The organism is Nissabacter archeti, from assembly GCF_018257325.1.
Taxonomy (GTDB): Bacteria; Pseudomonadota; Gammaproteobacteria; order Enterobacterales; family Enterobacteriaceae; genus Chimaeribacter; species Chimaeribacter arupi.
Window position 1 is genome coordinate 86,805 of sequence record NZ_JAERKB010000013.1, and the last position, 25,915, is coordinate 112,719.

Consider the following 25,915-nt stretch of genomic DNA (forward strand, 5'->3'; position numbering starts at 1 on the left):
CAATCTGCCCGCGTTGAAAATGTGAACAGGATCGGTTAATTTATGCTTTTAAAGATATGTAAATGCAATGATGCAATATGAGCGGGTAAAACTGCTTTTGAAAAAATTGTGCATTTAGCAGCGACTCAAGGCCATTTTTGATCACTATTTTTGCTGGTTTCAGACAGTGGCGTGAGGATGGTCACATGATGGTTAATGCACTTATATTATTATAAATGCATTAATTCTGGAGGTTGACATGACATTTGCCTATGTGGGTTGCCGTACGTCCGCCTGGCGCGGTGCGCGCGGAAAAGGGATTGAGGTCTATCAGGTGCTGCCGGATGGTGAGTGGCGTCTTATTCAGCGCGTCGAATCGGTGCAGGAAAACCCGTCATGGCTGACGCTGGATCCGCGTCGTCAGCGTCTCTACGCGCTGCATGGCGACGGGGATATCGTTGCCGTCTGGCAGCGCCACCCAGAGAGCGGCCTGCTGAGCCTGCTGACGCAACAGACCACCGGCCCGCGTCATTCACATCCCGATCTCGATCCGCAGCGGCGCAATAACCCCGTCAGTGCGGCGTTGACGCCTGATGGTCAGTATCTGCTAATCGCCAACCATGAAGCGGGCAATATCGCGGCGCTCGCCATTGAGCAACAAGGGCTGCAGCCGCCTCACTCGCTGGCGCGCATTCCCGGCCATCCCACCACCCTGGAAGCGCCGGAAAGCCTGTCCCGACCGCATGAGATCGTCTTTGCGCCCGGCAGCGATCTTTTCGCCGTGCCGATACAGGGACGCGCGGCGGGCAACGGCATCGATATGATCCGGCTTTATCGCTGGCATGAGGGTGAAGCACACCTGCTGGATGAAATCCGGCTTGCACCGGGCAGCTGGCCGCGCCATGTCGACTTTCACCCCAGCGGAAAATGGCTTTACGGCCTGAGCGAGCTGAGCAGCACGCTGACGGTACTGGATGTCGATGCCCAGCGCGGCGCGCTGACGCTCAGGCAGACGCTGAGCGCACTGCCTGAGGGCTATTCAACGCGCAGCGACGCCAGCGAAATTGAGGTGCATCCCAGCGGCCGTTTTGTTTACGCGGCGAATCGCGGTCATGACAGCATCGGCGTGTTTGCGGTGGATGCGCAGGAGGGCACGCTCAGCGTGATTGACTGGGTGGACTGCGGCGGCAAAACTCCCCGCTTCACCACGCTTTCGCCTGACGGCTGCCGCTTCTTCAGCGCGAATGAGGAGTCCGACACCATTCAGGTATTTGACGTCGATGCGCAAACCGGCCTGCTGCACAGGCGTGACCAGACGATTGTCACGGCCAGCCCGACCTGTATCTGCTTCGCTAGCGCAGAGTAACCACGCTGCCTGGCCCTTCCTCCTCCTGACCGCGTCTGTTCGCGGCGGTCAGGCTTTCAATCAGGGTTTTCACCGAGGGCGACGCCAGCGCATGCGCCTTGACGCCCACCAGCAGCCCCCGCTTCGCCCAGGGTTCCGCCAGCGGAATCGCCCGCACACCTCGGTGCAGCGAGGCGGGCGCGATCTCATTCACCGGCAGGATGGCGATGCCCAGCTGCTGGCTGACCAGCTCCGCCATGGAGACAAAGCTACTGACGCGCAGCCCGATGCTGAGCGTCCTGCCCAGCCTGCGCGCCTCGCGTTCCAGAATATGGCTGACGGCGCTGTCGCGGTGCGGCCCCACCATCTTCTCATCAAGCAGATCGGCCAGCTGCAGAGAGGCGTGCGACGCCAGCGCATGGCCGTGCCACACCAGCACAGAGAGTTGATCCTGCTGCCACGGCCAGACGTCGATGCCGGACGCGGGCGTCCAGCTGGAGAAGATGCCGACATCGGCGTTGCCTTCCAGCAGTCCCTGTACTACCCCGATGCCGGTCTGCTCTTCAATATCGATATCGGTTTGCGGATAGTGCAGCAGAAACTGGCTGATGGCGCGCGGCAGACAGTGCATCAGCGCCGCTGAAATAGTGAAGATACGGATATGGCCGCGGATCCCGGCGGCGTAGTCGTTCAGCTCCTCTTCCATCTGCTCCAGATTGCGGAATATCTGACGCGCGTGATAGAGCAGCGAATGTCCCGCCGGCGTCAGCTCGATGCCGCGCGGCAGGCGCAGCATCAGCTGAGTGCCCACCTGCTGTTCCAGTTCGGTGATGCGCTTGCTCACCGCTGACACCGCGGTATGCTTGCGCCGCGCAGCGTGGGTCAGGTTTTGCGTTTCCGCCACGGCGACAAAGAGAGATAACGAGACCAGATCGTAACGCATAGTCAGCCTTTCAGAGTTTGCTGGATGACGAAGGGCAGGATGCCGCCGTGCAGCAGATAGCTAAGCTCCTGCTGCGAGTCTATCACCGCGTTCAGCGCGAATTCGCCGAGCAGGGTCGTATCACGGCGGATGCGCAGCCGCAGCGGCGTGCTGCCGGGCTGTAACGTTTCTAGCCCGATAAAGTCCAGGGTTTCGCTGCCATCCATCTCCGGCAAGCGCGCCGCCTCGCCCGCGCAGAAGTGCAGCGGCAGGATCCCCATGCCAATCAGGTTGGTGCGATGGATGCGTTCAAAGCTCTCCGCCACTACCGCCTTAACGCCCATCAGCGCCTGAGCTTTCGCCGCCCAGTCCCGGCTGGAGCCGGCGCCGTAGCGTTCGCCGGCGAACACCACCAGCGGCACACCGCGCGCCAGCCAGCTCTGGGCGGCTTCATAAGCGGGCAGGATCTGCTGATGGTCGGCATCCCAGGCGAAACCGCCGCCGCCGCGTTTTTCTGCGGGCAGCAGGCGGTTCGCCAGCGCTTTGTTGGTGAAGGCGCCACGCACCATCACCTCATGATTGCTGCGTCGCGTCGAGTAGAGATTAAGATCCTGCGGATCCTCATGGTGTTCCAGCAGCCATTTTCCCGCCAGGCTGGTCGGCGGAATAGCGCCGGCCGGCGAGATATGGTCGGTAGTGACGTCGTCGCCGAACCACAAAAAGGGGCGCGCGTCGCGCAACGACAGCGGCGCAGCGGGATCGCGCGGCAGACGTTGCAGATAACCGGGACGACGCAGGTAGGTCGAACGGGCTTCCCACGGATAGTGCATGCTGCCCGGCGCGGCGATCTGCTGCCAGTGCGGCGTGCCCTGCCAGATAATCTCGCGACGTTTGACGTAAAATTCCCGCTTCATGGCGCGATCGACCCACTCTTCAACCTCTTCGCGCGTCGGCATCAAATCCCGCATGCGGATCGGCTGCTGCTGCGCGTCGTAGCCCAGCGCGTCGTGGATCATATCATGGGAAATATGGCCCGCCAGCGCCCAGGCGATCACCAGCGCCGGAGAGGTGAGATAGCCGTGTCCGAGGCTGGGGTTGACGCGCCGGGGAAAGTTACGGTTGCCCGACAGCACGCAAACCGCCTGCAACCCCTCGTTCACCAGCGACTCCATGGCAGGCTGCAGCGCGCCGGAGCTGCCGATGCAGGTCATGCAGCCGTAGCCGGTGACGTCGAAACCGATCTTCTCCAGCTCGCTCAGCAGGCCGCAGGCGCTGAGATAGTCGGTAACGGCGCGCGATCCCGGCGAGAACGAGGTTTTCACCCAGGGTTTGGGCTTCAGGCCGTGCCGCGCGGCGTTGCGCGCGAAAAGCGCCGCCTGGATCACCAGCCACGGGTTTGCGGTGGTGGTGCAGCTGGTAATGGCGGCGATGGCGATAGCGCCCTGTTCAATCGCCTGCGGATAAGCGGCGTGCTGCCAGCGCTGGTTACGCGCCTCAGCCGTCAGGCTGTCGCGAAAGCTTTCTGCGGCGCGGCTCAGTGGGATTTGCTGATGCGGATTCACCGGTCCCGCCATGCAGGGTTCGATGCTGCCGAGATCCAGCGCTATCAATTGGGTAAATTCAGGCGTCGGCGTCTCCGGCGAGCGCCACAGGTGTTGCTGCTGCATATAGGCGTGAATGATCGCCTGCTTCTCTTCGCTGCGCCCGGTCATTTGCACATAGTCGGCGCTGCGCTGATCCCAAGGGAAAAACACCACCGTAGCGCCATATTCCGGCGCCATATTGGCGATGGTAGCGCGCGACTCCAGCGGCAGCAGATGCAGTGAGGGGCCGGTAAACTCGACGAACTTGCCGACCACGCCTTTTTCGCGCAGGAGGCGGGTAATATGCAGCGCCAGATCGCTGTCGCTGACGTCAGCGGCCAGCGAGCCCGACAGCGAAATGCCGATCACCTCAGGAAAGCGCAGCGTCACCGGTTCGCCGACCAGCGTCGCCTGACCTTCCAGTCCGCCTACGCCCCAGCCCAGAATGCCCAGCGCGTTGATCATCGGCGTATGACTGTCCGTCGCCACCATGCAGTCGGCGTGCAGCAGCGGCACGCTTTCCCGCGTGTCCACCGTGACGATCTCCGCGATAGCCTCCAGATTCATCAGATGAATAATGCCGGTGCCCGGTGGGATCACGCGGAAGTTATCAAGGCTCTGCTCGGCCCAGCGAATAAAGCGATAGCGCTCGGCGTTGCGACGAAAGTCGAACTGCAGATTCTGCTCCAGCGCGTCGGCGGAGGCGTAGCTTTCGACAATCACCGAGTGATCGATGGTCAGCACCGCCGGGATGTGCGGGTTAATGCGCTGCGGATCGCCGCCGAGTTCGGCGGTGAGATCGCGCATCGCTGCAAAGTCTGCCAGGGCGGGCAAACAGGTGGTGTCGTGAAACATCAGGCGGTCGGGATAAAACGCGACTTCTCCCGGCGCCTCTTCGCCCTGCAGCATGCGTAAAAAGTTGGGCAGCGCCTGCGGCGAGCGCAGCGCGACGTTCTCCAGCAAAATACGCAGGCTGAACGGCAGGCGCTGCAGCCGATCGAGCGGCAGAAGCTGGGTCAGATCGAGAAACTGAAAGGGGTGGCCATCAATGACCAGCGTTGAGCGTTCCAGAGATAAGGGCGATGTCATACAAACCTTCCGTCATCACAGCGTTGTTATGTTCTCAGATGGATAACGTGCCACGCCAGAAAGAGATTGAAAATTGAACCTTGAATAAGAGAGCGTTCTCAGAACGAGAACGCTTTGCAGGAGGCTCAGGCGTCAGCCAGGTGGCGGTCGATGATGGACTGCAGGCTGCCGTCCTGTTGCCACTGGGTCAGCAGCTCAACGAGCTTTTCATGGCGAGACGGCTGCTGGCGTGGCACGCAGATCGCCTGATTGATAGTGCCGAAGTTGTCCGGCAAGACGCGATAGCCCGCCTGTTCGCGGGCGGCGCGCGTCAGCGGCTGACGAATGCCGGCTGCCATATCGCCTTCTCCTCTCAGAAACGCATCAATCGCCGCCTGGGAAGAGTCGAGCCGGTTCAGCGTAGCGTGCTGCAGCTGCCGCGTCAGATGCAGATCGTAGGCGGCGCCTTTGCCGACATTGATCACCACGCCCGGCTGATCCATCTGGTCAACGCTCTGCCAGCTGCTTTCCGCTTTCACCAGCACCGTGCCCTGAATCTGAATATAGGGCTGCGTAAAGCGCAGCACCTCTTCACGTTTGGGATCGACGGCGAGAAACGCGATATCCCAGCGGCTGTTTTGCGCGTCGTCCACGACTTTTCCCGCGGTGGGGTAAGTGATGAACCGCGCCTGGCTGCCCAGCGCGGCCGCGATCCGCTGGGCGATATCAACGGTAATGCCGCCTGGTGCGCCGTCTGGCAGGGTGTTGGCCAGAACGGCGTTGCCGAGGTTAATGGCGAAACGGACTTCTGAATCAGCGGTGATTGACATGCGGTTCCTCCGGGAAAGGGGCGTCAGGATCCTGCTGGTTCGTCTCGAAATTTAACCGCTGGATTTTACCGGCGACAAAGAGATAGCAGCAGAGGTTCAGGAAGGCGCAGACACCGACGAAAATCAGTGCGCCGTTAAAGGAGCCGGTGTCCTTAATAATGTAGGCGATGATAATCGGCGTGAAGATCCCGGAGATATTGCCAATCATATTGAACAGGCCGCCGCTCAGCCCCACCGCTTCTTTTGGCGAGAAGTCAGAGACCACGCACCAGCCCATGGCACCAAAACCTTTGCCGAAGAAGGCGAGGGACATGATCGCCACCACAACCCAGGCGGAGTCGACGTAGTTGCAGATGACCATGCTCACGGCCAGCAACATGCCGATGACAATCGGGGTTTTGCGGGCGGCAGAGAGGCTATAGCCGCGTGAAAGCATAAAGTCAGACAGCACCCCGCCCAGCAATGCGCCCGCACAGCCGCACAGTGCCGGCAGGGAGGCCACGAACCCCGCCTTGAGGATGGTCATGCCGCGGTCGTGTACCAGGTAGACCGGGAACCAGGTCAGGAAGAAGTAGGAGAGCACGGTGAAAAAGAACTGCCCCATATAGACGCCCAGCGCCAGGCGGCTGGTCAACAGCTTTTTGGTGTAGCCTTTGCTGCTGGTGTCTCCTTTTTTTGTGGCTTTGAGGTTGGTCAGCCCGCCGCCGGACTGAATATATTCCAGCTCGGCATGGTTGACCAGCGGATGGACTTTCGGCGTGTCCGCCAGTACGCGGCTCATCAGCAGCGATATCAGGATGCCGATGCCGCCCATAAACCAGAACACCGATTCCCAGCCGAAGGTATAGGAGAACCAGCCCATCAGCGGCAGGAAGACCACCAGCGCGAAATATTGCGCGGCGGTGGTAAAGCCAGAGGCCTTGCCGCGTTCACGCGCCGGGAACCAGGCGGCAAGAAAGCGCGAGTTAGCCGGCAGCGTCGGCGCTTCGATCAGCCCCATCATAAAGATAAAGCCGAACATCATGACGCGCGTCACCCAGACGCTGTCAAACGCGGTGCTGAACCCCACCAGGAAAACAAAAAACGACCAGGTGAAGACACCGGTAACCAGCACCTTTTTCGAGCCAAAGCGATCCAGCAGCCAGCCGCCGGGATATTGCCCCAGCACATAAGCCCAGGTGAAGGTAGAGATGAGATAGCCCAGCGCGACAATATCGAGGCCGGCGGCTTTCACCATATCCGTTCCGGCGATAGAGAAAGTGGCGCGATCGCCATGGTTAAGCGCAATACTGAGAAACACCATCAGCAAAATCATATAACGATAATGCGTCGGCTTATTTTTTCGTGGTGCGGAGTGTAAGGTATCCATTATTTCGGCCTTTTCTGCCAGTCGATTAATTAAATCGGTAAAGTTCAGCCGGGTTTGCCACAAAGAGTTTGTGCCGAACCTGTTCGCTACTTGCCCAGTGGAATATCTTGGAAAGAATTAATGTATCGTCCGGCATCTTTTTATTCGCGCTAATCAAGCTGGGGTGCGGCCAGTCGCTGCCCCACAACACGCGTTCTGTCGCTTCATGTAAAAAGCTTTTTACTACGGCGGACATATCCGAAACGTCATCATGCCGCGATTGATGGTAAAGCCCGGAGATCTTGACCCAGCAGCGTCCCTGGTTGATCAATTCCCACGCCAGCCGCCAGGCCGGATGCGCCATTGGTTCGGGCTGCGGCAGACGGAAAACATGGTCGATCACCAGATTGCCGGGCAGCTGCAGCAGAAGCGGACGCAGCGACCAAAGCTGGTCGGCGGAGGCGTGGATCTGCAGGTGCCAGCCGCGCTCCGCCAGCCGATGCGCCAGCGGCAGCATCATCTCCGGCGTGGTGGCGCTGCCTGCACCGAAGTTAAAGCGCACCCCGGTGACGCCCGCCTGACCAAGCGTGTCCAGTTCGGCATCACTGACCCGATCCGTCACCACCGCTTCGCCGCGCGCGCAGTCGCCCGCCTGCGCCAGCGCCGCCAGCAGACAGCGGTTGTCGAGGCCATACGATGAGGGCTGCACCAGCACATGCCGCTGAAAACCCAGCCGCTGTTTAAAACACGAATAGTCGTCGAGCGTCGCGTCCGGTAAATTGCGCGTATCGTCAGGCGCATAGGGAAAACGCCGATCGTAAATATGGTGATGACAGTCGCAGCTTTTTTCCGGCAACAGGCTGTCCGGCGAAGATGAAATATCACTATATTTCACCTCCTCCTTAATAGAGTGGCTGTTCACGGTGGGCCTTTATTATTGACGGTTGGAAAAGAGATTAAGCCATCAGGCGTTTTAATTTCGCGACGGCGGATTGCGCGCTGCTTAATACCGGACAGGCGGCGGCCGCTTTTATCTCCTCGAAGGCGACTTCCATCGAAAAATGGGCCAGAACGATGGCGTCGACGTGCGGGTTCTGGCGCGCGGCCTCAGCCAATAGCCGATTATGATAGTCAACGTCGCCCGCACTCAGCGCGTCGCGCGCGCCAGCCACTACCTGCGTTCTCAGTGTCGCCGTCGAGCCATGCGCGGCAGCGAGCTGGTGAAATTCCGCTTCCATGCTCGGCACGGCCGGCGCGAACGTTGCCAGCATCAGAATGTCTTTGCCCTGCGCCAGGGCCGCTTCAAACATCGCTTCGTTAGGCTTCAGCACCGGCAGCGTGTGTCGCTGCGCGCTGGCGTCGATCGCCTCGCCCAGCGCCGAGCAGGTAAAGAGGATCGCAGCGGCGTGCATCGACAGCGCATAATCCACCAGCGCATCGATACGCTGGTAAAACTCAGGCGTCAGCGCCGCGACCTTACCGCGATCGCCGCTCAGGGCGTCATCCAGCAGGTTAGCGATCTCCGCCTCGGGCCACTGCTGCGCGAAGGTGTTGTTGACCGGTGCCACCGCCAGCGGCGTCGCGTGGATCAACACAATGCGTTGGTTCATGATGTTCTCCATGAAAACAGGCTGCTGCCAGTGCAGCAGCCTGACGCCAGCCGTTACGCGCGGATGGCCGCAGCCACGTGCTCTGCGAACGCTTTGGTGCCGCAGTTGCCGCCCAGATCCGGCGTGCGCGTTTCGGGATTTTCCAGCACTTCGTCGATGGCGCGGTTAATCTCCTGCGCCGCTTTCAGGAAGGTTGGCTGGTTATGCTTTTCCGCATACCACGCCAGCATCATCGCCGCCGACAGGATCATCGACACCGGGTTGGCCTTGTCCTGATTCTGAATATCCGGCGCGGAGCCGTGCTGCGCCTGCGCGCAGCAGTGGGTGTCGCTGGCCATGATAGAGCCAGCCAGACCCAGGCTGCCTGACAGCTCACTCGCCAGGTCGCTGATGATGTCGCCATAGAAGTTGGTGGCGACCAGCACGTCGAAGCGCTCCGGGTTACGCACCAGGTGTGCCGTTGAGGCGTCGACCAGCAGATCGTCCAGCTCTACTTCCGGGAACTCTTTGGCGACGTCGCGCACCGCTTCCAGGAAGAGGCCGTCGGTCATATGGAAGCTGTTGGCTTTATGGATCGCGGTGACTTTTTTACGGCGCTGCATCGCCAGCTCAAACGCTTTGCGCGCGATGCGCTCAGAGCAGTGACGGGTGATCTTACGCGTTGAGAGCGCCATGTCCGGGCTGGGCATCACTTCGCCCCAGCCGCGCGTCATGTTGCGATCGGGATAGAAGCCCTCGGTCGCCTCGCGCATGATCACCAGATCCATGGTCTTGCCCTCTTTCATATTCGAGGTCAGGAAGGGACGGGTGCGCGCCGGACGCACGTTGGCGTAGAGGTCAAGGCCGATACGGAACCCGGCGGAGACGTTGCGTCCGCCTTTTTCCGGTGCCGGATAATCGGCGTGCGACTGGGTGCCGAGAATAATGCCGTCGTAGGTTTTCGCTTTTTCCAGCGACTCCTGACGCAGCGTGGTGCCGTGCAGCTCCAGGCTTTTAAAGCCGACATCCTCATAGTCAAACTCAAAACCCAGGCCATAGGCTTTGTCCAGTGAGTTCAGCACGGTTACCGCAGCTGAGGTGATTTCAGGGCCGATGCCGTCGCAAGGCAAAACCAGAATACGCATATACACTCCAATAGTGGGTCAGTTTCGATTGCATTTTTATACCAATAAATGCACTGAAAGAAAGGGGATGCAGATCACATTTATTACACAAAAAAATCACATTTACGCAAGGCTGTTAGATTTCAGCCAGTTAGCGGAGCAAGAATCTCTGAGCGGTTTACTCCCTCTTTTCTGCTTTCATTACCCAGCTTAACGCAATCAGTAACGATAGGTATCCGGGGGCTAAATTTGTGAGCTTAACCACAAATTAACACGGATGTACTTTGCATTTATAAATACATAAAAGCAGTATGTACCATTCATTGAGCACGAAGGGAAAAAGTATGATCAGGTTAGGCGTTATCGCCGATGACTTTACCGGTGCCACGGATATCGCCAGCTTTATGGTGAACGCCGGCTGGAAAGTGGTGATGTTTAACGGCGTGCCCGAGGAGGCGTTCGCCTCTGAGGGCGTGGACGCGATCGTCATCGCGCTCAAGAGCCGCTCGATTGCGGTAGAGGACGCGGTGAGCCAGTCGCTGGCCGCATCCAGCTGGCTTAAGGCGCAGGGCTGCCAGCGTCAGATGTTTAAATATTGTTCGACGTTCGACTCCACCGCGCAGGGCAATATTGGACCGGTCACCGACGCGCTGATGAAAAGTCTCTGCGCTGAGATGACGCTGGTGTGCCCCGCGGTGCCGGATAACGGCCGCACCATCGTTCACGGCCACCTGTTTGTTAAAGGCGAGTTGCTCAACGAAAGCGGCATGCAGCACCACCCGGTAACGCCGATGAAAGCGTCGTCGCTGAAAAAGCTGATGGAGGCGCAGTCAGCCGGCCTGTGCGGCAATATCACCCTCGATACGGTAAAAAATCATGCCGATCAGATTCAGGCTCAGCTGGCGGCGCTGCAGGAGAGCCAGGTTCGCTATGTGATTTTCGACGTACTCGATAATGCCGATCTGCTGACCGTAGCGCGCGCCACTGCCGCGTTTCCGCTGGTGACGGGCGCTGCCGGGCTGGGCTACGCCATCGCGGCGATTGATACGCAGCTGCAACGCGGTGCCGGCCGCGCCATGACCATTGATGCCGAGGGCTACAGCGTGGTGCTATCGGGCAGCTGCTCTTCAATGACGCGTCAGCAGGTCGGTTTCTACCAGCAGCGCGCCTCCTCGCTGGCGCTGGACGTCGAAAAAATCCTTCATGATGCGGAGTATCTGCCTGCCGTGGCGGAGTGGGTGCACCGGCACGCCGGCAATACCCTCGCCCCGCTGGTCTATGCCACGCAGCCGCCGCAGATCATCGCGCTCATTCAGGAAAAGTACGGCGCCGCATTGGTAAGCGAAAAGATTGAAGGGTTCTTCGCCGCGCTGGCGCGAACGCTGAGCCAGCAGGGCTTTAACAAATTTATTGTGGCGGGCGGCGAGACCTCCGGCGCCGTCACTCAGGGACTGAATATTCGCGGCATGGTAATCGGCGACGCCGTCGCGCCTGGCGTGCCCTGGACGCAGGTTCTTGATGAACGGAAATGGGTGATCCTCAAATCCGGCAACTTTGGTAACAGTGATTTCTTCCTGAAAGCACAGGAGTATTTCCATGAGTGAATCTCAATTGCGCCAGGATCTGGTGCGCTACGCCCGCTCAATGTATCAACGCGGCTACAGCAGCGGCGGTGCGGGTAATATCAGCCTGAAGCTGCCTGACGGCAACGTGCTGGCGACGCCGACCAACTCCAGCTTCGGGGATCTTGATCCCGACACGCTGAGCAAGGTGACGATGATGGGCGAGCTGCTATCGGGAGAGAAGGCGTCGAAGGAGATCCTGATGCATCTGGCGATCTACCGTCAGCGTCCGCAGTGCGGCGGCATCGTACATCTGCATTCGCCGTGGCTGACCGCGCTCTCCTGCCTGCCTGACCTGGATGAAGAGAATGCGCTGCCGCCGATTACGCCTTACTACGTGATGCGCGTCGGCAAGCTGCCGGTGGTGCGCTATATCCGCCCCGGATCGCCGGTGATTGCCGAAGAGGTCGAAAAGCTTGCCGTCGAGCACAATGCTATTCTGCTGGCGAATCACGGCCCGATTATTTCCGGGAAAAATATTCGCGAAGCGGTATTTAACGCCGAGGAATTAGAAGAGACCGCCCGGCTCTATTTTATGCTCAGGCCCTTTGGTATGAATACGCTGACGCCGGAAAATGTCGCCGAGTTAAACACCCTTTTTAATATGAAATAACGGTTATTACGCGCCCGGGAAATTCATTGCCCGGGCTTTCTGTACCTGTAAAAAATAAAAACAGAGTTAATTCGACCATGTCATTGATGCTGATTACCGGGATCGTCATGTTTATCGTGCTGACCTGGTGTTTACTGAAGAATACTTTTCCGCCAGGTATTCTGTTTATTATCCTGCCAACCCTCGCCGCGCTGGTGTGCGGATTTGGCTTCAGGGAGCTGGGCGATTATGTCGCGCTGGGGCTGAAGTCGGTAGTCGGCACCGCCACGCTGGTGGCCTTCAGCGCCATGTTCTTTACGCTGATGAAAGAGGCAGGCGTATTTGACGTGATCGTGCGTTTTATCCTGCGCTTCGTTACCCCCTCGACCTTCTCCGTTCTGCTGGCGACGCTGGTTATCGCCTCCGTCTGTAGTTTGGACGGCAACGCCTACGCCACCCTGCTGGTAACCGTGCCCGCGTTGCTGCCTATCTATGAGAAGATGAACATCAGCCGGAAAACGCTGCTGCTGCTGGTAACGGTCGGCGTCGGCGTTACCGGCATCACGCCCTGGGGCGGCTCCCTGAATCGCGCCGTCGCGGTTACCCATCTCGATATTCTTACCGTTTACTATCAGCTGCTGCCGCTGCAGGGGGTGCTGTTTGTGCTGGGCGTCCTGCTCTGCGCCTGGATGGCGCGCGTTGAGAACCGCAAAGGATCGGGGATCTCGCCCGAAGCCTTCCATCAGATGCGCCTGGAGATGCTGAACCCGCAGGCGAATCCGCATCCCTGGCTGCTGAAACTCAATTTCGTGCTGGTGATCGCCACGATTGTGACGCTGGTGGCGGGCTGGGTAGCAGGCAATTATCTGTTTATGATCGCCTTTGCGCTGGCGGTAATGATTAATTATCCCGACGCGAAAAAGGCGCAGCAAAAAATCAAAGAGTACGCGATAACCATATTCCCGGTTATCGTCATTTTTCTCACCATCGGCGTTTTTGTCGGCATACTGCAAAATACCGGCATCATTAAGGTGTTGGTCAATGAGCTGGCGGCGATATTTCCTGACAGCCTCGGCCCTTATCTCTATCTTGTTTTGGCGGCTTTTAGCGTACCGGTGGTGATCCTCATTGGCTCCGACGCGTTCTATTTCGCTCTGCTGCCGCTGGCGGTAGGGCTGGGCCAGAACTTCAATGTCTCGCCTCTGCACGTCACTATCGCCATGCTGATCACCGAGCAGATTGGTTTGCTGCTTAGCCCGGTCATTCCCGCGACCTATCTTGGCCTGAGTCTGCTCAATTTGCGCGTGGACGAGCATATCCGTCATTCAATGATCAAAGTATGGATCCTGAGCGTCAGCGCGCTGCTGGCGGCGATGCTGCTCGGCATCGTACCGGTGTGACGCCATGATCCCGGTAGAACGGCATCAATATAGTTTCGACGCGCCGGCGACGAATCCTACCTTAGCCCCGCAGCGCTGGCAGCTCGGCTGCGCGTTTAGGTGATGATCATTCGCCGTGACGTCGCCGAGCTTTCCGCCTCCGCCGCGCGAATCGCCGTGTGCGGCGGAGCATATTATTAAAGAAAGAGGATAAGAGAATGCCTGAGATTGTAGTTTATGCGGTAGAGGGCCGTTCTGCCGAGCAGAAGAAAACCCTGATGGTGAAGATCACCGAGGCCGTAGTGGAGAGTTTCGGCGTAGAGCGCGATCGCGTGGTGGTGTCGATCGTCGAGACCAAAGCCAGCGATAAAGCGCGCGGTGGCGTGCTTTATAGTGAGCGTGGGAAATAGCGAATACGCGCTGTCCCAGCACAACGAAAATGAGGCTATGAGTATAGCCTCATCTCTTTTTTCAGCTTTGGCGCATATACAGCAACGCCGTAACAGCACGCAGGGATGAAGCCACCATACCCGATAAAAGGCCAGGCCCTGTCTGGCTGAATTCACTGCCCGCCAGCGAAATAATATGACGCCGCCCGCTGCCGGATCAGTCATCACAACCCGCGTCTATCGGCACATTGCCTGTCTTGTCATCCTCTGTCCGTTCTTTGATAAAAAACGTGTAAGGGTGCAGAGGCTTGTTCGCCGAAAAGCCGTTTTAACTGCTCTTTTGAGCCGGAGATGCTTGCCTGTTCCCCACTTTTCCGCTGCGCGTTCGACATGCCAGTAAATTCTGTCAGTGCGGCTTTGCCGATAATGTAGCGGTATTGTTCATCTCAATAAGCAGTCCAGCCATGCTCTGCGCCGGGCCAGACAAACCCGCTTCGCGACAGAAAGGGCGCGGATAAACCGCAAAGAGTTTAGCGTGCAGCGCCATCCGGGTGGGTGTTTGTTTGCAGCTCATTAATCCTGCCAAATACATGGAATTATGACGCTGGACGTGATGTGTGGGTCTGATCACATCTGAAGAAAATAGGTGTTAACCATAATGGTATTTTGTTGATCCAAAGAACCGCAAAGGGCTAGATTGATGTTGCTCATGTTAAAAATTCGTAAATGACTCCTTGGATAATTCCCTACCTCTTACTCATCCAGATGTAACACCAGGTCTGGAATCAACGCAGAGAAAGACGATGGTCAACATTACTGAAAGCAAAGATAAAGCCTCAGGAAAGGACATAGAAAATCAGCCGGGCTGGGTGAAAACCTGGTGGAAACTCATGGACTTCGACATTGGCATCATTCCCTTACCTGTCTACATCGTCATGGTTATTCTGATGATCAGCTTTACGGCTATCAATGGGATAACCAGGGAGCTGGCAATGGTCATTGCCATTGCGGCAACATTCGCCTTTACCTTAGGTGAAATTGGTAATCGTTTGCCTCTCTTGAGAAATATTGGCGGCGGTGCGGTGCTGGTAACCTTCGTTCCCTCTCTTTTGGGGTACTTAGGCTGGATCCCTCAGCCAATGACCGACAGCGTGGGTGAATTCTTCAAAACCAGTAAAATTCTCAACCTGTTCATCGCTGCTGTCATTGTGGGTTCGATCCTGAGTATGGACCGCTCATTGTTGATTAAAGGCTTTCTGAAAATCTTCGCCCCACTTGCCGTAGGCACACTCTGTGCTGGAATTGTCGGGACCGGCGTTGGTGTGTTGTTGGGTATCGACATAGAGCACACATTTTTCTATATCGTGGTGCCTATTATGGCTGGCGGAGTCGGTGAAGGCGCTATCCCACTGACGATTGGATATTCGCAAATACTTGGGCTTGACCAGGGTGAAATGCTGGCGAAAGTGATGCCTGCCATCATGGTCGGCAACCTGACCGCGGTTATTCTTGCCGGCCTGCTGGCGAACCTTGGTAATAGACTGCCCCATTTAAGCGGTAACGGTGTGCTGCAGCCGGGCGCTGAAGACCTGCTGGGCAAACAGTCAAAGGCAGAGAAGGGCTGTGATATTCGTGCCGTTGCTGCCGCTGCCATCGTGGCGGTCATGCTCTATCTGGTAGGCGTATTAATGCATGACCTGCTGAAGTGGCCCGCGCCTGTCGTCATGCTGTTCCTGGCAGTATTGCTGATGCTGTGCCATCTGATTTCCCCACGCATTCAGGCGGGCTCAGCTGTAGTCTACAAGTTTGCACTGACAGCGATGGCTTTCCCGATTTTGTTCACTTTCAGCTTAATTCTAACACCATGGGAGAGTCTAATTGCGGGCTTCGCGCCGGCAAACCTGATTACCATCGTGTCAACGGTGCTGGCAATGGTAACAGGCGGTTTCTTTACTGCCCGCTTCGTCAACCTCTATCCCGTTGAAGCAGCCATTGTTACCAGTACCCACAGCGGGATGGGCGGTGCGGGCGATATCGCTATTTTGACAGCGAGTAACCGCATGCGCCTTATGCCATTCGCGCAGATTGCTACGCGTATCGGTGGAGGTATCACTGTGGCTGTCGCCCTGATCCTGTTGCATCTGATGTACTGACCATACTGGCCACATCAAAAAATCCCGGACTATGTCCGGGCTTTTTATTTTGCCTGTTTCTCGCGGGAAGCATCTGAAAGGTGCATACGCATATAGTCGGAAGCAGCCTCTCTATCGTCTTCAAGTAGCAATCCGATCAAAACCAGATGCTCTTTACAGCGGCGCAGGGCCTGATCACGGTCCACAGCTTTCGTATACTCCATCAGACGGCGCACACGGTTTAAACGCCGTAATGAGTCAAGGATAAACATGTTGCCTGAACAGGCGGCAATAGCTTCATGCAGCCGGGTATTAGCATCAAATATTTGTGCCGGCGTAACAGAGAAAATGGCCCCATTACATAGCCATTTCTGCTCTTCCTGACACTGAAGGATGCTGGCCTCATCAAGTTTGAAAGTGGGTTCAAGAATTCCGGCGGGTTCAATGATCTTCCTGAAACGATAGCTTTCGTTATAAGCCCCACCGGATGACATCGACTCTGTAAACATCCAGCCATGACCGGGCAGGCGTTCTATCCAGCCTTCATGATGAATACGCAGCAGGATATCACTGAGCAGGCTGCGGGTAATGCCGTAGCGGCGCATCATTTCATTCTCAGTGACCTTCTCCGGCAATTTACCGTTCAGCCTGTCGTTGGCAATTTTGAAATAGATTTCATCTGAATTGCTTTTTACCGGTTCCGTAAAAGGCGAGCAGGAAAGCGCACCTTCCGCAACTACATAGCCCCCGTCCGGATGGCGGTTAATCAGCTTTTTGTCCGCCATCTTTGCAAGGGCAGTTCGGACGGGGGAACGGGAAACCCGCAGATGCTCAGCCAGTGCACGCTCAGGGAGACGCGCTCCGACAACGAGAGACTGGTTATTAATGTACTGAATAATGCTTTGAGCCAGCTGCGCTGACAGCGTCTGGGGCATAACGATTCACCCTGCAATAAAATCAAAACCCAACTTTAACCCGAGAGAGTTAAATCCGTAAATTTGCCACAGGCCAACAAATGTGACCCTGATAACAAAAAAGCACCATAACAATTGTTTCACACTCATTTAGTGGTACTTTATTTTAACAATATACCATAGAGGTAAGCCATGTCAGGGTTAGTTTTACCGGAAAATACTTTTGGGGCGTGCGACAGTCACGTACACCTTTTTATGCCCGATATCTTTTGTTATTACAGCGACCGGTGCTACACGCCAGACTCTGCAACGCTTATTGATTTGGCGGCTCATAACGAAATGTTAGGCGTAACGCACAACGTCCTTGTTCAACCCAGCTGCTACGGCACCGATAACCGTGCGCTCCTTCATGGTCTGACGGTTTTAGGAGCGGCAAGCGCGCGTGGCGTCGTTGTTATTGATGTTGACCACGTGACCGATGAAGAGCTGCGTGCGCTACACCTGAAAGGGGTTCGCGGCATTCGCCTGAATCTTTCTGTTTCGGGCCAGGGCGATATCGCCCGCATTCGCATTGAAATGGAGAAAGCGGCAGAACGCATCGGTCCGCTGGGCTGGCATGTGCAGATTTTCGCCAGCCCGGCTCAGCTGACCCTGCTGCTGCCAGTCATTTGCGACAGCAAAGTCGCGGTAGTCCTGGATCACTTTGCCGGCGGCGCTGCACTGGCCGATCAGATTTCGGAGCTTCTCCATCACCCTCATATCTGGATAAAACTCTCTGCGCCAGGCCGGGTATCTAACGTTTCTGGCCATGCCGATTTGGCAAGCGTAGTTAAGCGCTTTATAAGCGCTGCGCCCGATCGTCTGATCTGGGCCTCAGACTGGCCCCACACGGGCGGCCATGGCCGCCGCAGCGGCTCAATTAGCGATATTGAACCCTTTGCTGCCGTTGATGATCGGCAGGATCTCTACCGCCTTGCCTGGTGGGTCGATAACGGCGATCTATTCCGCCGCATTCTGACTACCAACGCATACGCGCTTTACGATTTCTGAAACTGAAGAGAAGGCCGAATCATGATTGTTACTGTTAATCCCGCTACAGGTCGCCCGATTGCTGAGTATCCACTGCACTCATCTGCTGACGTTGAGAAACGTATCGCAGGTGCGCACGAAGCGCAAAAATCCTGGGGTGAGAAGCCGGTATCCAAGCGCGTGACCCTGCTCAACAACGTGGCTGAGGTGCTGCGTCGTAACAAGGCGCTTTATGCGGCAACCATTACGGAAGAGATGGGCAAGCCCATTGCCGAAGCCGAAGCCGAGATTGAGAAGTGTGCATTGACATGCGAGTTTTATGCAGAAAGCGCGGAGAAATTTTTAGGTGACACGCATGTGCCGAGCAACGCCACTGACAGCCGCATCGTTTATGATCCGCTGGGCGTTGTGCTGGCCATCATGCCATGGAACTACCCGTTCTGGCAGTTCATTCGCTTCGCCGCGCCCGCACTCGCCGCCGGTAACGGCGCACTCCTCAAACATGCAAACAATGTTGCCGCCTGCGCTATTCAGCTTGAAGAGCTGTTCCGTGAAGCCGGGACGCCAGAAGGTTTGGTGTCGACGTTGCTGATCAATGCGTCTGACGTGGCGGGTGTGCTGGCAGATGACCGCGTGGCAGCCGTTACACTGACGGGGTCAACGGAAGTCGGCAAAATCGTGGCTTCACAGGCGGCCAGTCTGATGAAAAAACAGGTCCTTGAGCTGGGCGGTTCCGATCCGTTCCTGGTCCTGGCCGATGCGGATGTCGAACTGGCCGCCAAAATGGCGGTAAAAGCGCGCTTTTCTAACACCGGACAGAGCTGCATCTCATCCAAACGCTTCATCGTGGACGCAACCGTTGCAGATAAGTTCGTTGAGCTGTTTGTTAAAGGCGTTAAGCAGCTAAAAACCGGCAACCCAACAGATCGAGACAACATCATTGGCCCGATGGCGCGTGAAAATCTACGCGATGCGCTGCACGCACAGGTTGAGCGCAGTATCAAGGAAGGCGCGAAGCTGGTTACCGGCGGTCATGCTGTCGATAGCGAAGGCTATTACTACCTGCCAACCGTGCTGGATAACGTTACCCCGCAGATGACTGCCGCTATCGAGGAAACCTTTGGCCCAGTAGCCGCCATTATCCGCGTGCAGTCCGAAGAGGAAGCGATTGCCGTGGCCAATAACACCGAGTTCGGTTTGGGTGCGGCTGTATGGACCCGTGATGTTGATAACGGTTATCGCATCTCCCGCCGCATCGAAGCCGGCGCAGTATTTGTTAACGGGCTGGTCGCCTCCGACCCACGCCTGCCGTTTGGCGGAATCAAGCAGTCTGGCTATGGCCGTGAGCTGGGCGAGCTCGGCATCCGCGAGTTTACCAACGTCAAAACAGTGTGGATCGGCCCCGCTAAGTAAAAGAGGTCTATGAGCATGATCAAAACAAAATCGGATTCTTATCTGCTGCACCCGGCAGATATTAAAAAACACGATCGTGGCGGCGGTGCCAGCACAACCCCTCTGGTGACGGCAGGCATGGGTGCCAGCGCCTTTATCACCGGTTATACCGAATTTGCGGGTGGCGCAAAAATTCCGTTTCATTTCCATAACTGCGAAGAGAGCGTGTTGCTGGTGGAAGGCAATGCAATTTTTGACATTGACGGGCAGGAATTTGCGATCCAGCCACAGGATGTCACCTTCATTCCGGCGGGCGTTCCGCACCGCTTTCGCAATGCTTCGGAAACGGAGCCGATGAAGATTATGTGGATATATGGTTCACCCGATGCTAACCGCACGTTGGTTGAAACGGGCGAGACGCGGCCGATCGCGGCAGAGCATAAAAATTAATTAGTCAGATTAAGGTAAGAAAAACCATGAAATTTCTCGTTCTGCCAGGCGACGGTATTGGTCCCGAAATCATTGAATCAGCCGTCACTGTACTGAAGGAAGTCGACCAGAAGCTCGGTTTGGGCATTGAGTACGACTATCAGGATATCGGCTTCGCCAGCCTGGAAAAATATGGCACCACGCTGCGCCCTGAACTGCTGGAAAGTGCGCGCACTTATGAAGGCATTTTGCTGGGCACTATTTCTCACGCCGATTATCCAAAGCCGGATAAAGGCGGTATCAACGTCTCGGGTGCATTCCGCGTGGGCCTTGACCTTTATGCCAACGTGCGTCCAGCACGCACCCGTTCTTACATCACCAGCAATCTGCGTGAAGGCAAAACCATGGACCTGGTGATTATGCGCGAAGCGACGGAAGGTTTTTATCCTGACCGCAACATGGCCCGCGGCTGGGGGGAAGTGATGCCAAGCCCGGATATGGCGCTTTCTACACGTAAAATTACCCGCCACTGTTCTGAGCGTATCGCCCGCCGTGCGTTTGAGCTGGCAGCCAAGCGCCGCAAAAAAGTGACAGCTATCCATAAAGCAAACAGCTTCCACATGACTGATGGCCTGTTTCTTGAAGCGGTACGGGCTGTCGCTAAAGAGTTCCCTGAGATTCAACTCGACGACCTGCTGGTTGACGCCTCTACCGCACACCTGGTGCGTAATCCCGAGCGTTTCGACGTACTGGTCGCCACCAATTTTTACGGTGACATCCTCTCTGACCTGGCAAGTGAATTGTCGGGCAGTCTGGGCCTGGCCGGCTCGGTCATGGCGGGGGATCATCAGTGCTGTGCACAGGCGCAACACGGTTCAGCGCCTGACATCCAGAACCAGGATAAAGCGAACCCGACTTCCATGATCCTGTCAGTTGCGATGCTGCTGGAATGGATTGGTGAGAAAAAAGCGCTGCCGGTATGGAGCGAAGCCGGTGCAACCATTCACAACGCGATTGAAAAGGTGCTGGCGGAACCAGCGCACCGGACCATTGATTTAGGCGGTAGCACAGGCACCAGGGCTTACACCACAGCGGTCGTCGAGCAGATCCGCAGCCTGTAACCGACAGTCAGGATGAGGGCAGCGGACAGGGACGTCCACCTGATTAACGCAAAAGGTGAGAGGCAAACATGCCAGAAATTGTGGTGTATGCGGTAGAAGGCCGTTCTGCCGAGCAGAAGAAAACGCTGATGGTAAAGATCACTGAAGCGGTTGTTGACAGTTTTGAGGTTGATAAAGATCGCGTTGTCGTGTCCATCGTTGAAACCAAAGCGGCAGATAAAACACGCGGCGGTGTGCTTTACAGCGAACGCAAAAAGTAAAACCGAAAGGCGGGCGCTGATGCCCGCTTTTTTATAAGGAAAAACGAATGATCCATGTTATTGCGATAATCACAGCCAGACCCGGCATGCGGGATGAAATTATTGCCCGCGTTCAAGAAAATATCCCAGCCGTTATTGCTGAAGAAGGCTGCATTGAATATCGTCCGGTCGTTGATCTGTCAGCGGAAGCTGCTACCGGCTTCGGTTCCGACACGCTGGTTATTATCGAAAAGTGGCGTGATGCAACCTGCCTGAAGGATCATGCAGCCTCACCGCACATGAAAAATTACGCTGAAAAAGTGAAGGATTTCATTCAGGAACGATCTATCCGTATTCTGAAAGACATCTGATATAACCCACTCATTTATTAAAGCGCAAACTATTGGCTTCACGGCCAATGGCTTGCTCATGCTCACTGAACGCTCAAACATTTTTTCCGGAGCCTGCAGATGACCACACATTCTCGTTTAAGCCAGCAGTTGGCGAATTATGGTATTACCCCCTCCGCTGACATTATCTATAACCCTGACTACGTCACCCTGTTTACTGAAGAGACACGCTCTGATCTGACCGGCTATGAAAAGGGCGTGGTAACCCGCTTAGGCGCCGTCGCCGTTGATACCGGCGAGTTTACCGGCCGTTCGCCGAAAGATAAGTACATTGTGCGTGACGGCACCACGCGCGACACTATCTGGTGGTCGGATCAGGGTAAAGGAAAAAACGACAACCATCCTCTTTCACAAGAGTCCTGGGAACATCTCAAATCGCTAGTGTGTCATCAGCTTTCTAACAAACGCCTGTTTATTGTAGACGCCTGGTGCGGCGCCAATGCCGACACGCGCCTCGCCGTACGTTTTCTTACCGAGGTCGCCTGGCAGGCTCATTTCGTAAAAAACATGTTTATTGCGCCAACCGCAAGTGAACTTGAAAATTTCACGCCTGACTTCATCGTGATGAACGGTGCCAAATGTACAAATCCAGACTGGCAGGCTCAGGGTCTTAACTCTGAAAATTTCATCGCTTTCAACCTGACGGAAAAAATCCAGCTTATTGGCGGGACCTGGTACGGCGGCGAGATGAAAAAAGGCATGTTCTCGGTCATGAACTACCTGCTTCCTCAGCAGGGCATCGCCTCCATGCACTGCTCTGCTAACGTCGGCCAGGCGGGTGACGTAGCGCTGTTCTTTGGCCTCTCCGGAACGGGTAAAACCACGCTATCAACCGATCCTGACCGTCAACTGATTGGCGACGATGAACACGGTTGGGATAATGATGGTGTGTTCAATTTTGAAGGCGGCTGCTACGCCAAAACTATCCATCTTAATCCACAGGCAGAGCCTGAAATTTATCAGGCGATCCGCCGTGATGCGCTGTTGGAAAACGTAGTGGTACGGGATGATGGCAGCATTGATTTTGACGATGCGTCCAAAACTGAAAATACCCGCGTAACCTACCCGATTAACCATATCGAGAACATCGTTAAGCCCGCATCCAGGGCGGGCCATGCCTGCAAAATCATTTTCCTGACGGCTGACGCGTATGGTGTACTGCCGCCTATTTCTGTGCTGACTGACGAACAGGCGCAATACCATTTCCTCTCGGGTTATACCGCCAGGCTCGCCGGAACCGAGCGTGGCGTAAACGAACCCACCCCGACGTTCTCCGCCTGCTTTGGTGCCGCGTTCCTGAGCCTGCACCCGGTGCGCTACGCCGAAGTGCTGGTAAAACGCATGAAGGTAGCTGGAGCGAAGGCCTACCTGGTGAACACCGGCTGGAATGGACAAGGCAACCGCATTTCGATTAAGGACACGCGTGCCATTATCAATGGGGTCAGTTTGGATATCGAAAATTATTGTACGTTAAGGAGATTTTTTGTACCTCTGAGCTATGGCAACGCTTGACCACTTTGACAGGCAGCTTTAAGCGATAAGCGGACATTAACGAAATCATGGAACCAGTGAGCATCGACAAATATGCCCAAAATCATGCACGTTGATTTTGGGCTTTAGATACTTTTCACATAAACATAATCCGCTTCCAGGCCGCAGATAAAACTGCGTCATGAGCTTAATTTATCCTGCTTTTTTGCCCGCAACTCGTTAACAATACCTAAAAAGGCAAGCCCGACGGGAACAAGGGATCCCCACAGGACGGCGTTCCAGCCGTAGAGACTGAGCAGAGCACCTGAAGAAAATGATCCTACAATCATCACCCCAAACACCACAAAATCGTTCAGGGACTGGACCTGGGTTTTTTCTTCGGGACGGTGATATTCAATGATTTTTGCCGATGCGCCGGTGAAGCCAAAATTCCAGCCAAGACCCAACAAAATCAGCGACAGCCAGTAGTGGAAAATATCGGTTCCACTGAGTCCGGCCAGGACAGAACATGCCGTAATAAGAAGACCCGCAGCGGCGATACGCATGGCTCCAAATCGGTTAATTAATTTGCCGGTGAAAAAACCCGGACCGTACATGGCAATAACATGCCACTGGATACCAAGATTCGACGCCTGCTGAGAAATGCCGTGCATGTGCATCGAGAGTGGGGCTGCCGTCATCAGGAAGTTCATCACCATATAAGTGACCGCACCGCTGAATACGGTTCTGGCAAACCCTGGCTGACGGACAATTTCGCGTAAAGGCCGCCCACCCGTTTTTACCGCGCCGGCAGGTTCTGTGGTTTTCACGCCTTTGAGTATGAATGCCGAAATGACGGCCACGAGCGCCTGGGCGAGGAACGTGACGGCGAATGTATGAGGCGGCCAGAGGTGCATCGTTCCGGAAACCAGCATAGGACCAACCACGCCAGCTATCACTCCGCCTCCCATTACCAGCGACAAAGCCCTGGCTCGGCGTTCAGGCGTGACGCCGTCCGTTGCGGCAAAACGAAAGCTGAGCGCAACGGCCGCATATGCCCCCCCCATAAATGCGGCAATGCAGAAAAGTATAAAAGAGCCAATGACGACGGCAAGTGCAGCGGTCAGTCCGGTAATGACGCCAGCCCCTGTGCCGACCATAAAAGCAGTTTTACGACCATTTTTCCGCGCCAGTGAACCTAACGGCAAGATGCAGGCCGCCATCCCAAGTACAAACATGGTGATGGGCAGCGTGGCCAGCGAGCTTGCAGGCGCAATCGAGTTACCCACAATTGCGCCTGTGGCATAAAAAACCACAGAGTTAGCACCGGCGAGAGCCTGTGCGGCCGACAGGCGGATGATATTGTTTTTCTGGTCTGCAACGGGCAGGAAATGTTCTGCGGACATGTGATTAATTATCCTGATTCATGGTGAGCACTATCCGGTATCGCGCCAGACCCTGCTTCAGTCTGCTGAGCGCCTCATTTGCCCTTTCAAATGGCAGTAGCTCTGTAACAGGCAAAGCCTGAAAGAGATGGCTGAACTGCAGCGCGCGCTCGGTTTGCGTCGGTGTGCTGACGAAAGATCCTGTCAGGGTACGTTCAGCGCCGATCATCATACCGGGCATGACCTGTAGCGGCGTTTGTCCGGTACCCAGCAGGATCGCTTTTCCCCGGGGGGCGAGGGCGGACAGAAGGGCTGATACCGTCTCTGAAGCCGGTGCCGTTGCCACAATAAAATCCACACCGCCGTCATTTTTCAGGCGTTCTGATGCGTTTTCATCAAGTGTATTGATGTAGTGATGCGCACCCAGCTCATAGGCCGCTCGTTCTTTTTCGTTACCCCGCGCAATCACCGTCACCTCAAACCCCATTTTACGGGCGTACTGAACGGCCATGTGGCCAAGGCCACCCACTCCGAGAACCGCCACTCTGTCGCCCGCCCTTGCGCCTGAATTACGCAGCGCGTTGAAGGTTGCGGTACCGGCGCAAAGGATCGGCGCGGCATGTACGGAAGAAAGCGCGGAGGGGATGGCTATCAGCGCAGTGTGCCGCATGACGACGTACTCTGCGTAGCCGCCATCACAGCTGAGTCCAGGCGTAAGCTGGTTTTCACAAAGATGAAAAAGCCCGCTGCGGCAGGGTTTGCAGTGCTGACAGTACCCCCCCAGACGTCCGACGCCTACCCGCTGACCGTTTTGCCAGATATCGGGTACCCTGTTCCCCTTCCGGGCAATAAACCCGACAATTTCATGTCCCGGTATACGGCCGGGCTGGCCCGCCTGTGGTGCTTTTTCCGCGTCCCGGAGATCGGCACCGCATACGCCGCATGCTTCAATTTTGATGAGCACTTCATCCGGGCCGGGAACAGGTACCGGCTGCTCGGTCATTTCCAGCACACCGGGGGCAACGATCTGCATAGCGCGATATTTTTTATTCATAAATTGCACCGGAAAATTTGGGGTTGTCAGATGGCAAGGGCGACAAGAAAACGGGACACCATGTTATAGGCGGCGACAGTAGCAACGGCTTCCACGGTCTCTTTTTCACCTAACAGGCTTTTCAGCGCACCAATTACTTTCTCCTCAACCACGACGTTCCGGGTGGACTGGTCCGTAAGATGTATCAGCAACGTTTCGGTGTCATTAAAGACGTGTGGCGCGGAGGATAACCGCAGGGCTTCTGCTTTTTCAGCCGTTCCGCCTGCATCCAGATAAGCAGGGTAGTGCACGTTCCATTCAAATTCTGCTTTATTCAGCCAGGCAACGCGCAGCATGATTAGTTCCCGGTATTCAAGGCTGAGCGAAAATTCCTGACGTACCCGTACCATCAGTTCGTTCCAGCCCGTGGCCAGGGGGGCACTCTTCAGTAATATCCGATCAATAGCTATCAGTTTTCCGCCGGGCCGACGGGCCTTTATCGCGTTGAGAAGATCGGCGTCGACTGGCTCTTCATCTTGCCAGGGAGTTACTCTTGATGTGTTCATATCATTTTTTCCTGTAGAACAGAAC

At 56.1% G+C, this 25,915-nt stretch carries 23 protein-coding genes and 1 pseudogene; 13 read left to right on the forward strand and 11 right to left on the reverse strand.

Annotation, left to right across the window (positions count from 1 at the left end; all coding sequences use genetic code 11):
• The first annotated feature begins 238 nt into the window (after window positions 1-238).
• Complete coding sequence (locus JK232_RS17915) at window positions 239-1,345, forward strand: lactonase family protein (RefSeq protein ID WP_212589493.1); 1,107 nt, start codon at window positions 239-241, stop codon at window positions 1,343-1,345.
• Here the strand turns inward: JK232_RS17915 and JK232_RS17920 are convergent.
• From JK232_RS17920 to JK232_RS17950, 7 genes are all read right to left on the reverse strand, one after another.
• Complete coding sequence (locus JK232_RS17920; protein WP_212589494.1) at window positions 1,332-2,267, reverse strand: LysR family transcriptional regulator; 936 nt, start codon at window positions 2,265-2,267, stop codon at window positions 1,332-1,334. The two genes, JK232_RS17915 and JK232_RS17920, sit on opposite strands and share 14 nt — an antisense overlap.
• Before the next feature lie 2 nt (window positions 2,268-2,269).
• Window positions 2,270-4,918, reverse strand: a complete 2,649-nt coding sequence (gene acnA / locus JK232_RS17925) for an aconitate hydratase (RefSeq protein WP_212589495.1) — start codon at window positions 4,916-4,918, stop codon at window positions 2,270-2,272.
• 125 nt (window positions 4,919-5,043) lie between these two features.
• Entirely contained in the window at window positions 5,044-5,727 is a 684-nt protein-coding gene (locus tag JK232_RS17930) for a transporter substrate-binding domain-containing protein (RefSeq protein ID WP_212589496.1), read from the reverse strand.
• On the reverse strand, window positions 5,711-7,096 hold the full coding sequence (locus JK232_RS17935; protein WP_212589497.1) for an MFS transporter: 1,386 nt from the start codon (window positions 7,094-7,096) through the stop codon (window positions 5,711-5,713). The genes JK232_RS17930 and JK232_RS17935 overlap by 17 nt, the downstream gene beginning before the upstream one ends.
• 25 nt (window positions 7,097-7,121) lie before the next feature.
• Window positions 7,122-7,970, reverse strand: a complete 849-nt coding sequence (locus tag JK232_RS17940) for an amidohydrolase family protein (RefSeq protein ID WP_338086329.1) — start codon at window positions 7,968-7,970, stop codon at window positions 7,122-7,124.
• A gap of 61 nt (window positions 7,971-8,031) precedes the next feature.
• Window positions 8,032-8,685: an arylsulfatase gene (locus JK232_RS17945; protein WP_212589499.1), complete on the reverse strand. Its 654-nt coding sequence runs from the start codon at window positions 8,683-8,685 to the stop codon at window positions 8,032-8,034.
• A gap of 53 nt (window positions 8,686-8,738) precedes the next feature.
• Window positions 8,739-9,809, reverse strand: coding sequence for an isocitrate/isopropylmalate dehydrogenase family protein (locus JK232_RS17950; RefSeq protein WP_212589500.1), 1,071 nt, complete (start codon window positions 9,807-9,809; stop codon window positions 8,739-8,741).
• A 323-nt stretch (window positions 9,810-10,132) separates the two neighbouring features.
• Between JK232_RS17950 and otnK the strand changes: the two genes are divergently transcribed.
• From otnK to JK232_RS17975, 5 genes and pseudogenes are all read left to right on the forward strand, one after another.
• Window positions 10,133-11,392 (forward strand): 3-oxo-tetronate kinase, encoded by a 1,260-nt coding sequence (gene otnK / locus JK232_RS17955; RefSeq protein WP_212589501.1) that lies wholly within the window; start codon window positions 10,133-10,135, stop codon window positions 11,390-11,392.
• Window positions 11,385-12,023, forward strand: a complete 639-nt coding sequence (gene otnC / locus JK232_RS17960) for a 3-oxo-tetronate 4-phosphate decarboxylase (RefSeq protein WP_212589502.1) — start codon at window positions 11,385-11,387, stop codon at window positions 12,021-12,023. Before otnK ends, otnC begins: the two co-directional genes overlap by 8 nt.
• Window positions 12,024-12,100: 77 nt before the next feature.
• Window positions 12,101-13,402, forward strand: a complete 1,302-nt coding sequence (locus tag JK232_RS17965) for an SLC13 family permease (protein ID WP_212589503.1) — start codon at window positions 12,101-12,103, stop codon at window positions 13,400-13,402.
• Window positions 13,403-13,548: 146 nt separating this feature from the next.
• Window positions 13,549-13,791: pseudogene (locus tag JK232_RS17970) on the forward strand (tautomerase family protein); the annotation flags it as partial.
• A gap of 782 nt (window positions 13,792-14,573) precedes the next feature.
• Entirely contained in the window at window positions 14,574-15,923 is a 1,350-nt protein-coding gene (locus tag JK232_RS17975) for a 2-hydroxycarboxylate transporter family protein (RefSeq protein ID WP_212589505.1), read from the forward strand.
• A 44-nt stretch (window positions 15,924-15,967) separates the two neighbouring features.
• Here the strand turns inward: JK232_RS17975 and JK232_RS17980 are convergent, their stop codons facing one another.
• Window positions 15,968-16,837 (reverse strand): GntR family transcriptional regulator, encoded by an 870-nt coding sequence (locus JK232_RS17980; protein ID WP_212589506.1) that lies wholly within the window; start codon window positions 16,835-16,837, stop codon window positions 15,968-15,970.
• A gap of 171 nt (window positions 16,838-17,008) precedes the next feature.
• On the opposite strand from JK232_RS17980, the gene JK232_RS17985 reads away from it, so the two are divergent.
• The 7 genes from JK232_RS17985 (at window position 17,009) to pckA (ending at window position 22,948) form a co-directional block, all read left to right on the forward strand.
• A complete protein-coding gene (locus JK232_RS17985) occupies window positions 17,009-17,866 on the forward strand; it encodes an amidohydrolase family protein (protein WP_212589507.1) in 858 nt (285 codons plus the stop codon).
• Between the two features lie 21 nt (window positions 17,867-17,887).
• A complete protein-coding gene (locus JK232_RS17990; RefSeq protein WP_212589508.1) occupies window positions 17,888-19,258 on the forward strand; it encodes an NAD-dependent succinate-semialdehyde dehydrogenase in 1,371 nt (456 codons plus the stop codon).
• 9 nt (window positions 19,259-19,267) lie between these two features.
• On the forward strand, window positions 19,268-19,687 hold the full coding sequence (locus JK232_RS17995) for a cupin domain-containing protein (protein ID WP_212589509.1): 420 nt from the start codon (window positions 19,268-19,270) through the stop codon (window positions 19,685-19,687).
• Window positions 19,688-19,713: 26 nt separating this feature from the next.
• Window positions 19,714-20,787 (forward strand): isocitrate/isopropylmalate dehydrogenase family protein, encoded by a 1,074-nt coding sequence (locus JK232_RS18000; RefSeq protein WP_212589510.1) that lies wholly within the window; start codon window positions 19,714-19,716, stop codon window positions 20,785-20,787.
• A gap of 68 nt (window positions 20,788-20,855) precedes the next feature.
• Window positions 20,856-21,047, forward strand: a complete 192-nt coding sequence (locus JK232_RS18005; RefSeq protein ID WP_212589511.1) for a tautomerase family protein — start codon at window positions 20,856-20,858, stop codon at window positions 21,045-21,047.
• 47 nt (window positions 21,048-21,094) lie between these two features.
• Window positions 21,095-21,397: a putative quinol monooxygenase gene (locus tag JK232_RS18010; RefSeq protein ID WP_212589512.1), complete on the forward strand. Its 303-nt coding sequence runs from the start codon at window positions 21,095-21,097 to the stop codon at window positions 21,395-21,397.
• Window positions 21,398-21,496: 99 nt separating this feature from the next.
• Window positions 21,497-22,948, forward strand: a complete 1,452-nt coding sequence (gene pckA, locus JK232_RS18015; RefSeq protein WP_212589513.1) for a phosphoenolpyruvate carboxykinase (ATP) — start codon at window positions 21,497-21,499, stop codon at window positions 22,946-22,948.
• A 158-nt stretch (window positions 22,949-23,106) separates the two neighbouring features.
• Here pckA and JK232_RS18020 read toward each other — a convergent pair whose 3' ends face one another.
• Genes JK232_RS18020 through JK232_RS18030 form a run of 3 tightly spaced genes read right to left on the reverse strand, consistent with a single transcriptional unit; the run spans window position 23,107 to window position 25,890 of the window.
• Window positions 23,107-24,312: an MFS transporter gene (locus JK232_RS18020; RefSeq protein WP_212589514.1), complete on the reverse strand. Its 1,206-nt coding sequence runs from the start codon at window positions 24,310-24,312 to the stop codon at window positions 23,107-23,109.
• 4 nt (window positions 24,313-24,316) lie between these two features.
• On the reverse strand, window positions 24,317-25,345 hold the full coding sequence (locus tag JK232_RS18025; protein WP_101828601.1) for a zinc-binding dehydrogenase: 1,029 nt from the start codon (window positions 25,343-25,345) through the stop codon (window positions 24,317-24,319).
• A 26-nt stretch (window positions 25,346-25,371) separates the two neighbouring features.
• The gene (locus tag JK232_RS18030; RefSeq protein ID WP_212589515.1) at window positions 25,372-25,890 is read right to left on the reverse strand and encodes a carboxymuconolactone decarboxylase family protein; all 519 of its coding nucleotides are present in this window, start codon (window positions 25,888-25,890) and stop codon (window positions 25,372-25,374) included.
• Window positions 25,891-25,915 lie beyond the last annotated feature (25 nt).

What these genes read in the sequence shown, in the direction of transcription:
- JK232_RS17985 (WP_212589507.1), top strand. Translation starts at nt 17,009, where the DNA reads ATGTCAGGGTTAGTTTTACCGGAAAATACTTTTGGGGCGTGCGACAGT.
- JK232_RS17950 (WP_212589500.1), bottom strand. Translation starts at nt 9,809, where the DNA reads ATGCGTATTCTGGTTTTGCCTTGCGACGGCATCGGCCCTGAAATCACC.
- otnC (WP_212589502.1), top strand. Translation starts at nt 11,385, where the DNA reads ATGAGTGAATCTCAATTGCGCCAGGATCTGGTGCGCTACGCCCGCTCA.
- JK232_RS17975 (WP_212589505.1), top strand. Translation starts at nt 14,574, where the DNA reads ATGGTCAACATTACTGAAAGCAAAGATAAAGCCTCAGGAAAGGACATA.
- JK232_RS18025 (WP_101828601.1), bottom strand. Translation starts at nt 25,345, where the DNA reads ATGAATAAAAAATATCGCGCTATGCAGATCGTTGCCCCCGGTGTGCTG.
- JK232_RS17980 (WP_212589506.1), bottom strand. Translation starts at nt 16,837, where the DNA reads ATGCCCCAGACGCTGTCAGCGCAGCTGGCTCAAAGCATTATTCAGTAC.
- JK232_RS17930 (WP_212589496.1), bottom strand. Translation starts at nt 5,727, where the DNA reads ATGTCAATCACCGCTGATTCAGAAGTCCGTTTCGCCATTAACCTCGGC.
- JK232_RS17935 (WP_212589497.1), bottom strand. Translation starts at nt 7,096, where the DNA reads ATGGATACCTTACACTCCGCACCACGAAAAAATAAGCCGACGCATTAT.
- JK232_RS18020 (WP_212589514.1), bottom strand. Translation starts at nt 24,312, where the DNA reads ATGTCCGCAGAACATTTCCTGCCCGTTGCAGACCAGAAAAACAATATC.
- JK232_RS17995 (WP_212589509.1), top strand. Translation starts at nt 19,268, where the DNA reads ATGAGCATGATCAAAACAAAATCGGATTCTTATCTGCTGCACCCGGCA.
- JK232_RS17990 (WP_212589508.1), top strand. Translation starts at nt 17,888, where the DNA reads ATGATTGTTACTGTTAATCCCGCTACAGGTCGCCCGATTGCTGAGTAT.
- JK232_RS18030 (WP_212589515.1), bottom strand. Translation starts at nt 25,890, where the DNA reads ATGAACACATCAAGAGTAACTCCCTGGCAAGATGAAGAGCCAGTCGAC.
- pckA (WP_212589513.1), top strand. Translation starts at nt 21,497, where the DNA reads ATGACCACACATTCTCGTTTAAGCCAGCAGTTGGCGAATTATGGTATT.
- JK232_RS17965 (WP_212589503.1), top strand. Translation starts at nt 12,101, where the DNA reads ATGTCATTGATGCTGATTACCGGGATCGTCATGTTTATCGTGCTGACC.
- JK232_RS17945 (WP_212589499.1), bottom strand. Translation starts at nt 8,685, where the DNA reads ATGAACCAACGCATTGTGTTGATCCACGCGACGCCGCTGGCGGTGGCA.
- JK232_RS18005 (WP_212589511.1), top strand. Translation starts at nt 20,856, where the DNA reads ATGCCAGAAATTGTGGTGTATGCGGTAGAAGGCCGTTCTGCCGAGCAG.
- JK232_RS17920 (WP_212589494.1), bottom strand. Translation starts at nt 2,267, where the DNA reads ATGCGTTACGATCTGGTCTCGTTATCTCTCTTTGTCGCCGTGGCGGAA.
- JK232_RS17915 (WP_212589493.1), top strand. Translation starts at nt 239, where the DNA reads ATGACATTTGCCTATGTGGGTTGCCGTACGTCCGCCTGGCGCGGTGCG.
- otnK (WP_212589501.1), top strand. Translation starts at nt 10,133, where the DNA reads ATGATCAGGTTAGGCGTTATCGCCGATGACTTTACCGGTGCCACGGAT.
- JK232_RS18000 (WP_212589510.1), top strand. Translation starts at nt 19,714, where the DNA reads ATGAAATTTCTCGTTCTGCCAGGCGACGGTATTGGTCCCGAAATCATT.
- JK232_RS18010 (WP_212589512.1), top strand. Translation starts at nt 21,095, where the DNA reads ATGATCCATGTTATTGCGATAATCACAGCCAGACCCGGCATGCGGGAT.
- acnA (WP_212589495.1), bottom strand. Translation starts at nt 4,918, where the DNA reads ATGACATCGCCCTTATCTCTGGAACGCTCAACGCTGGTCATTGATGGC.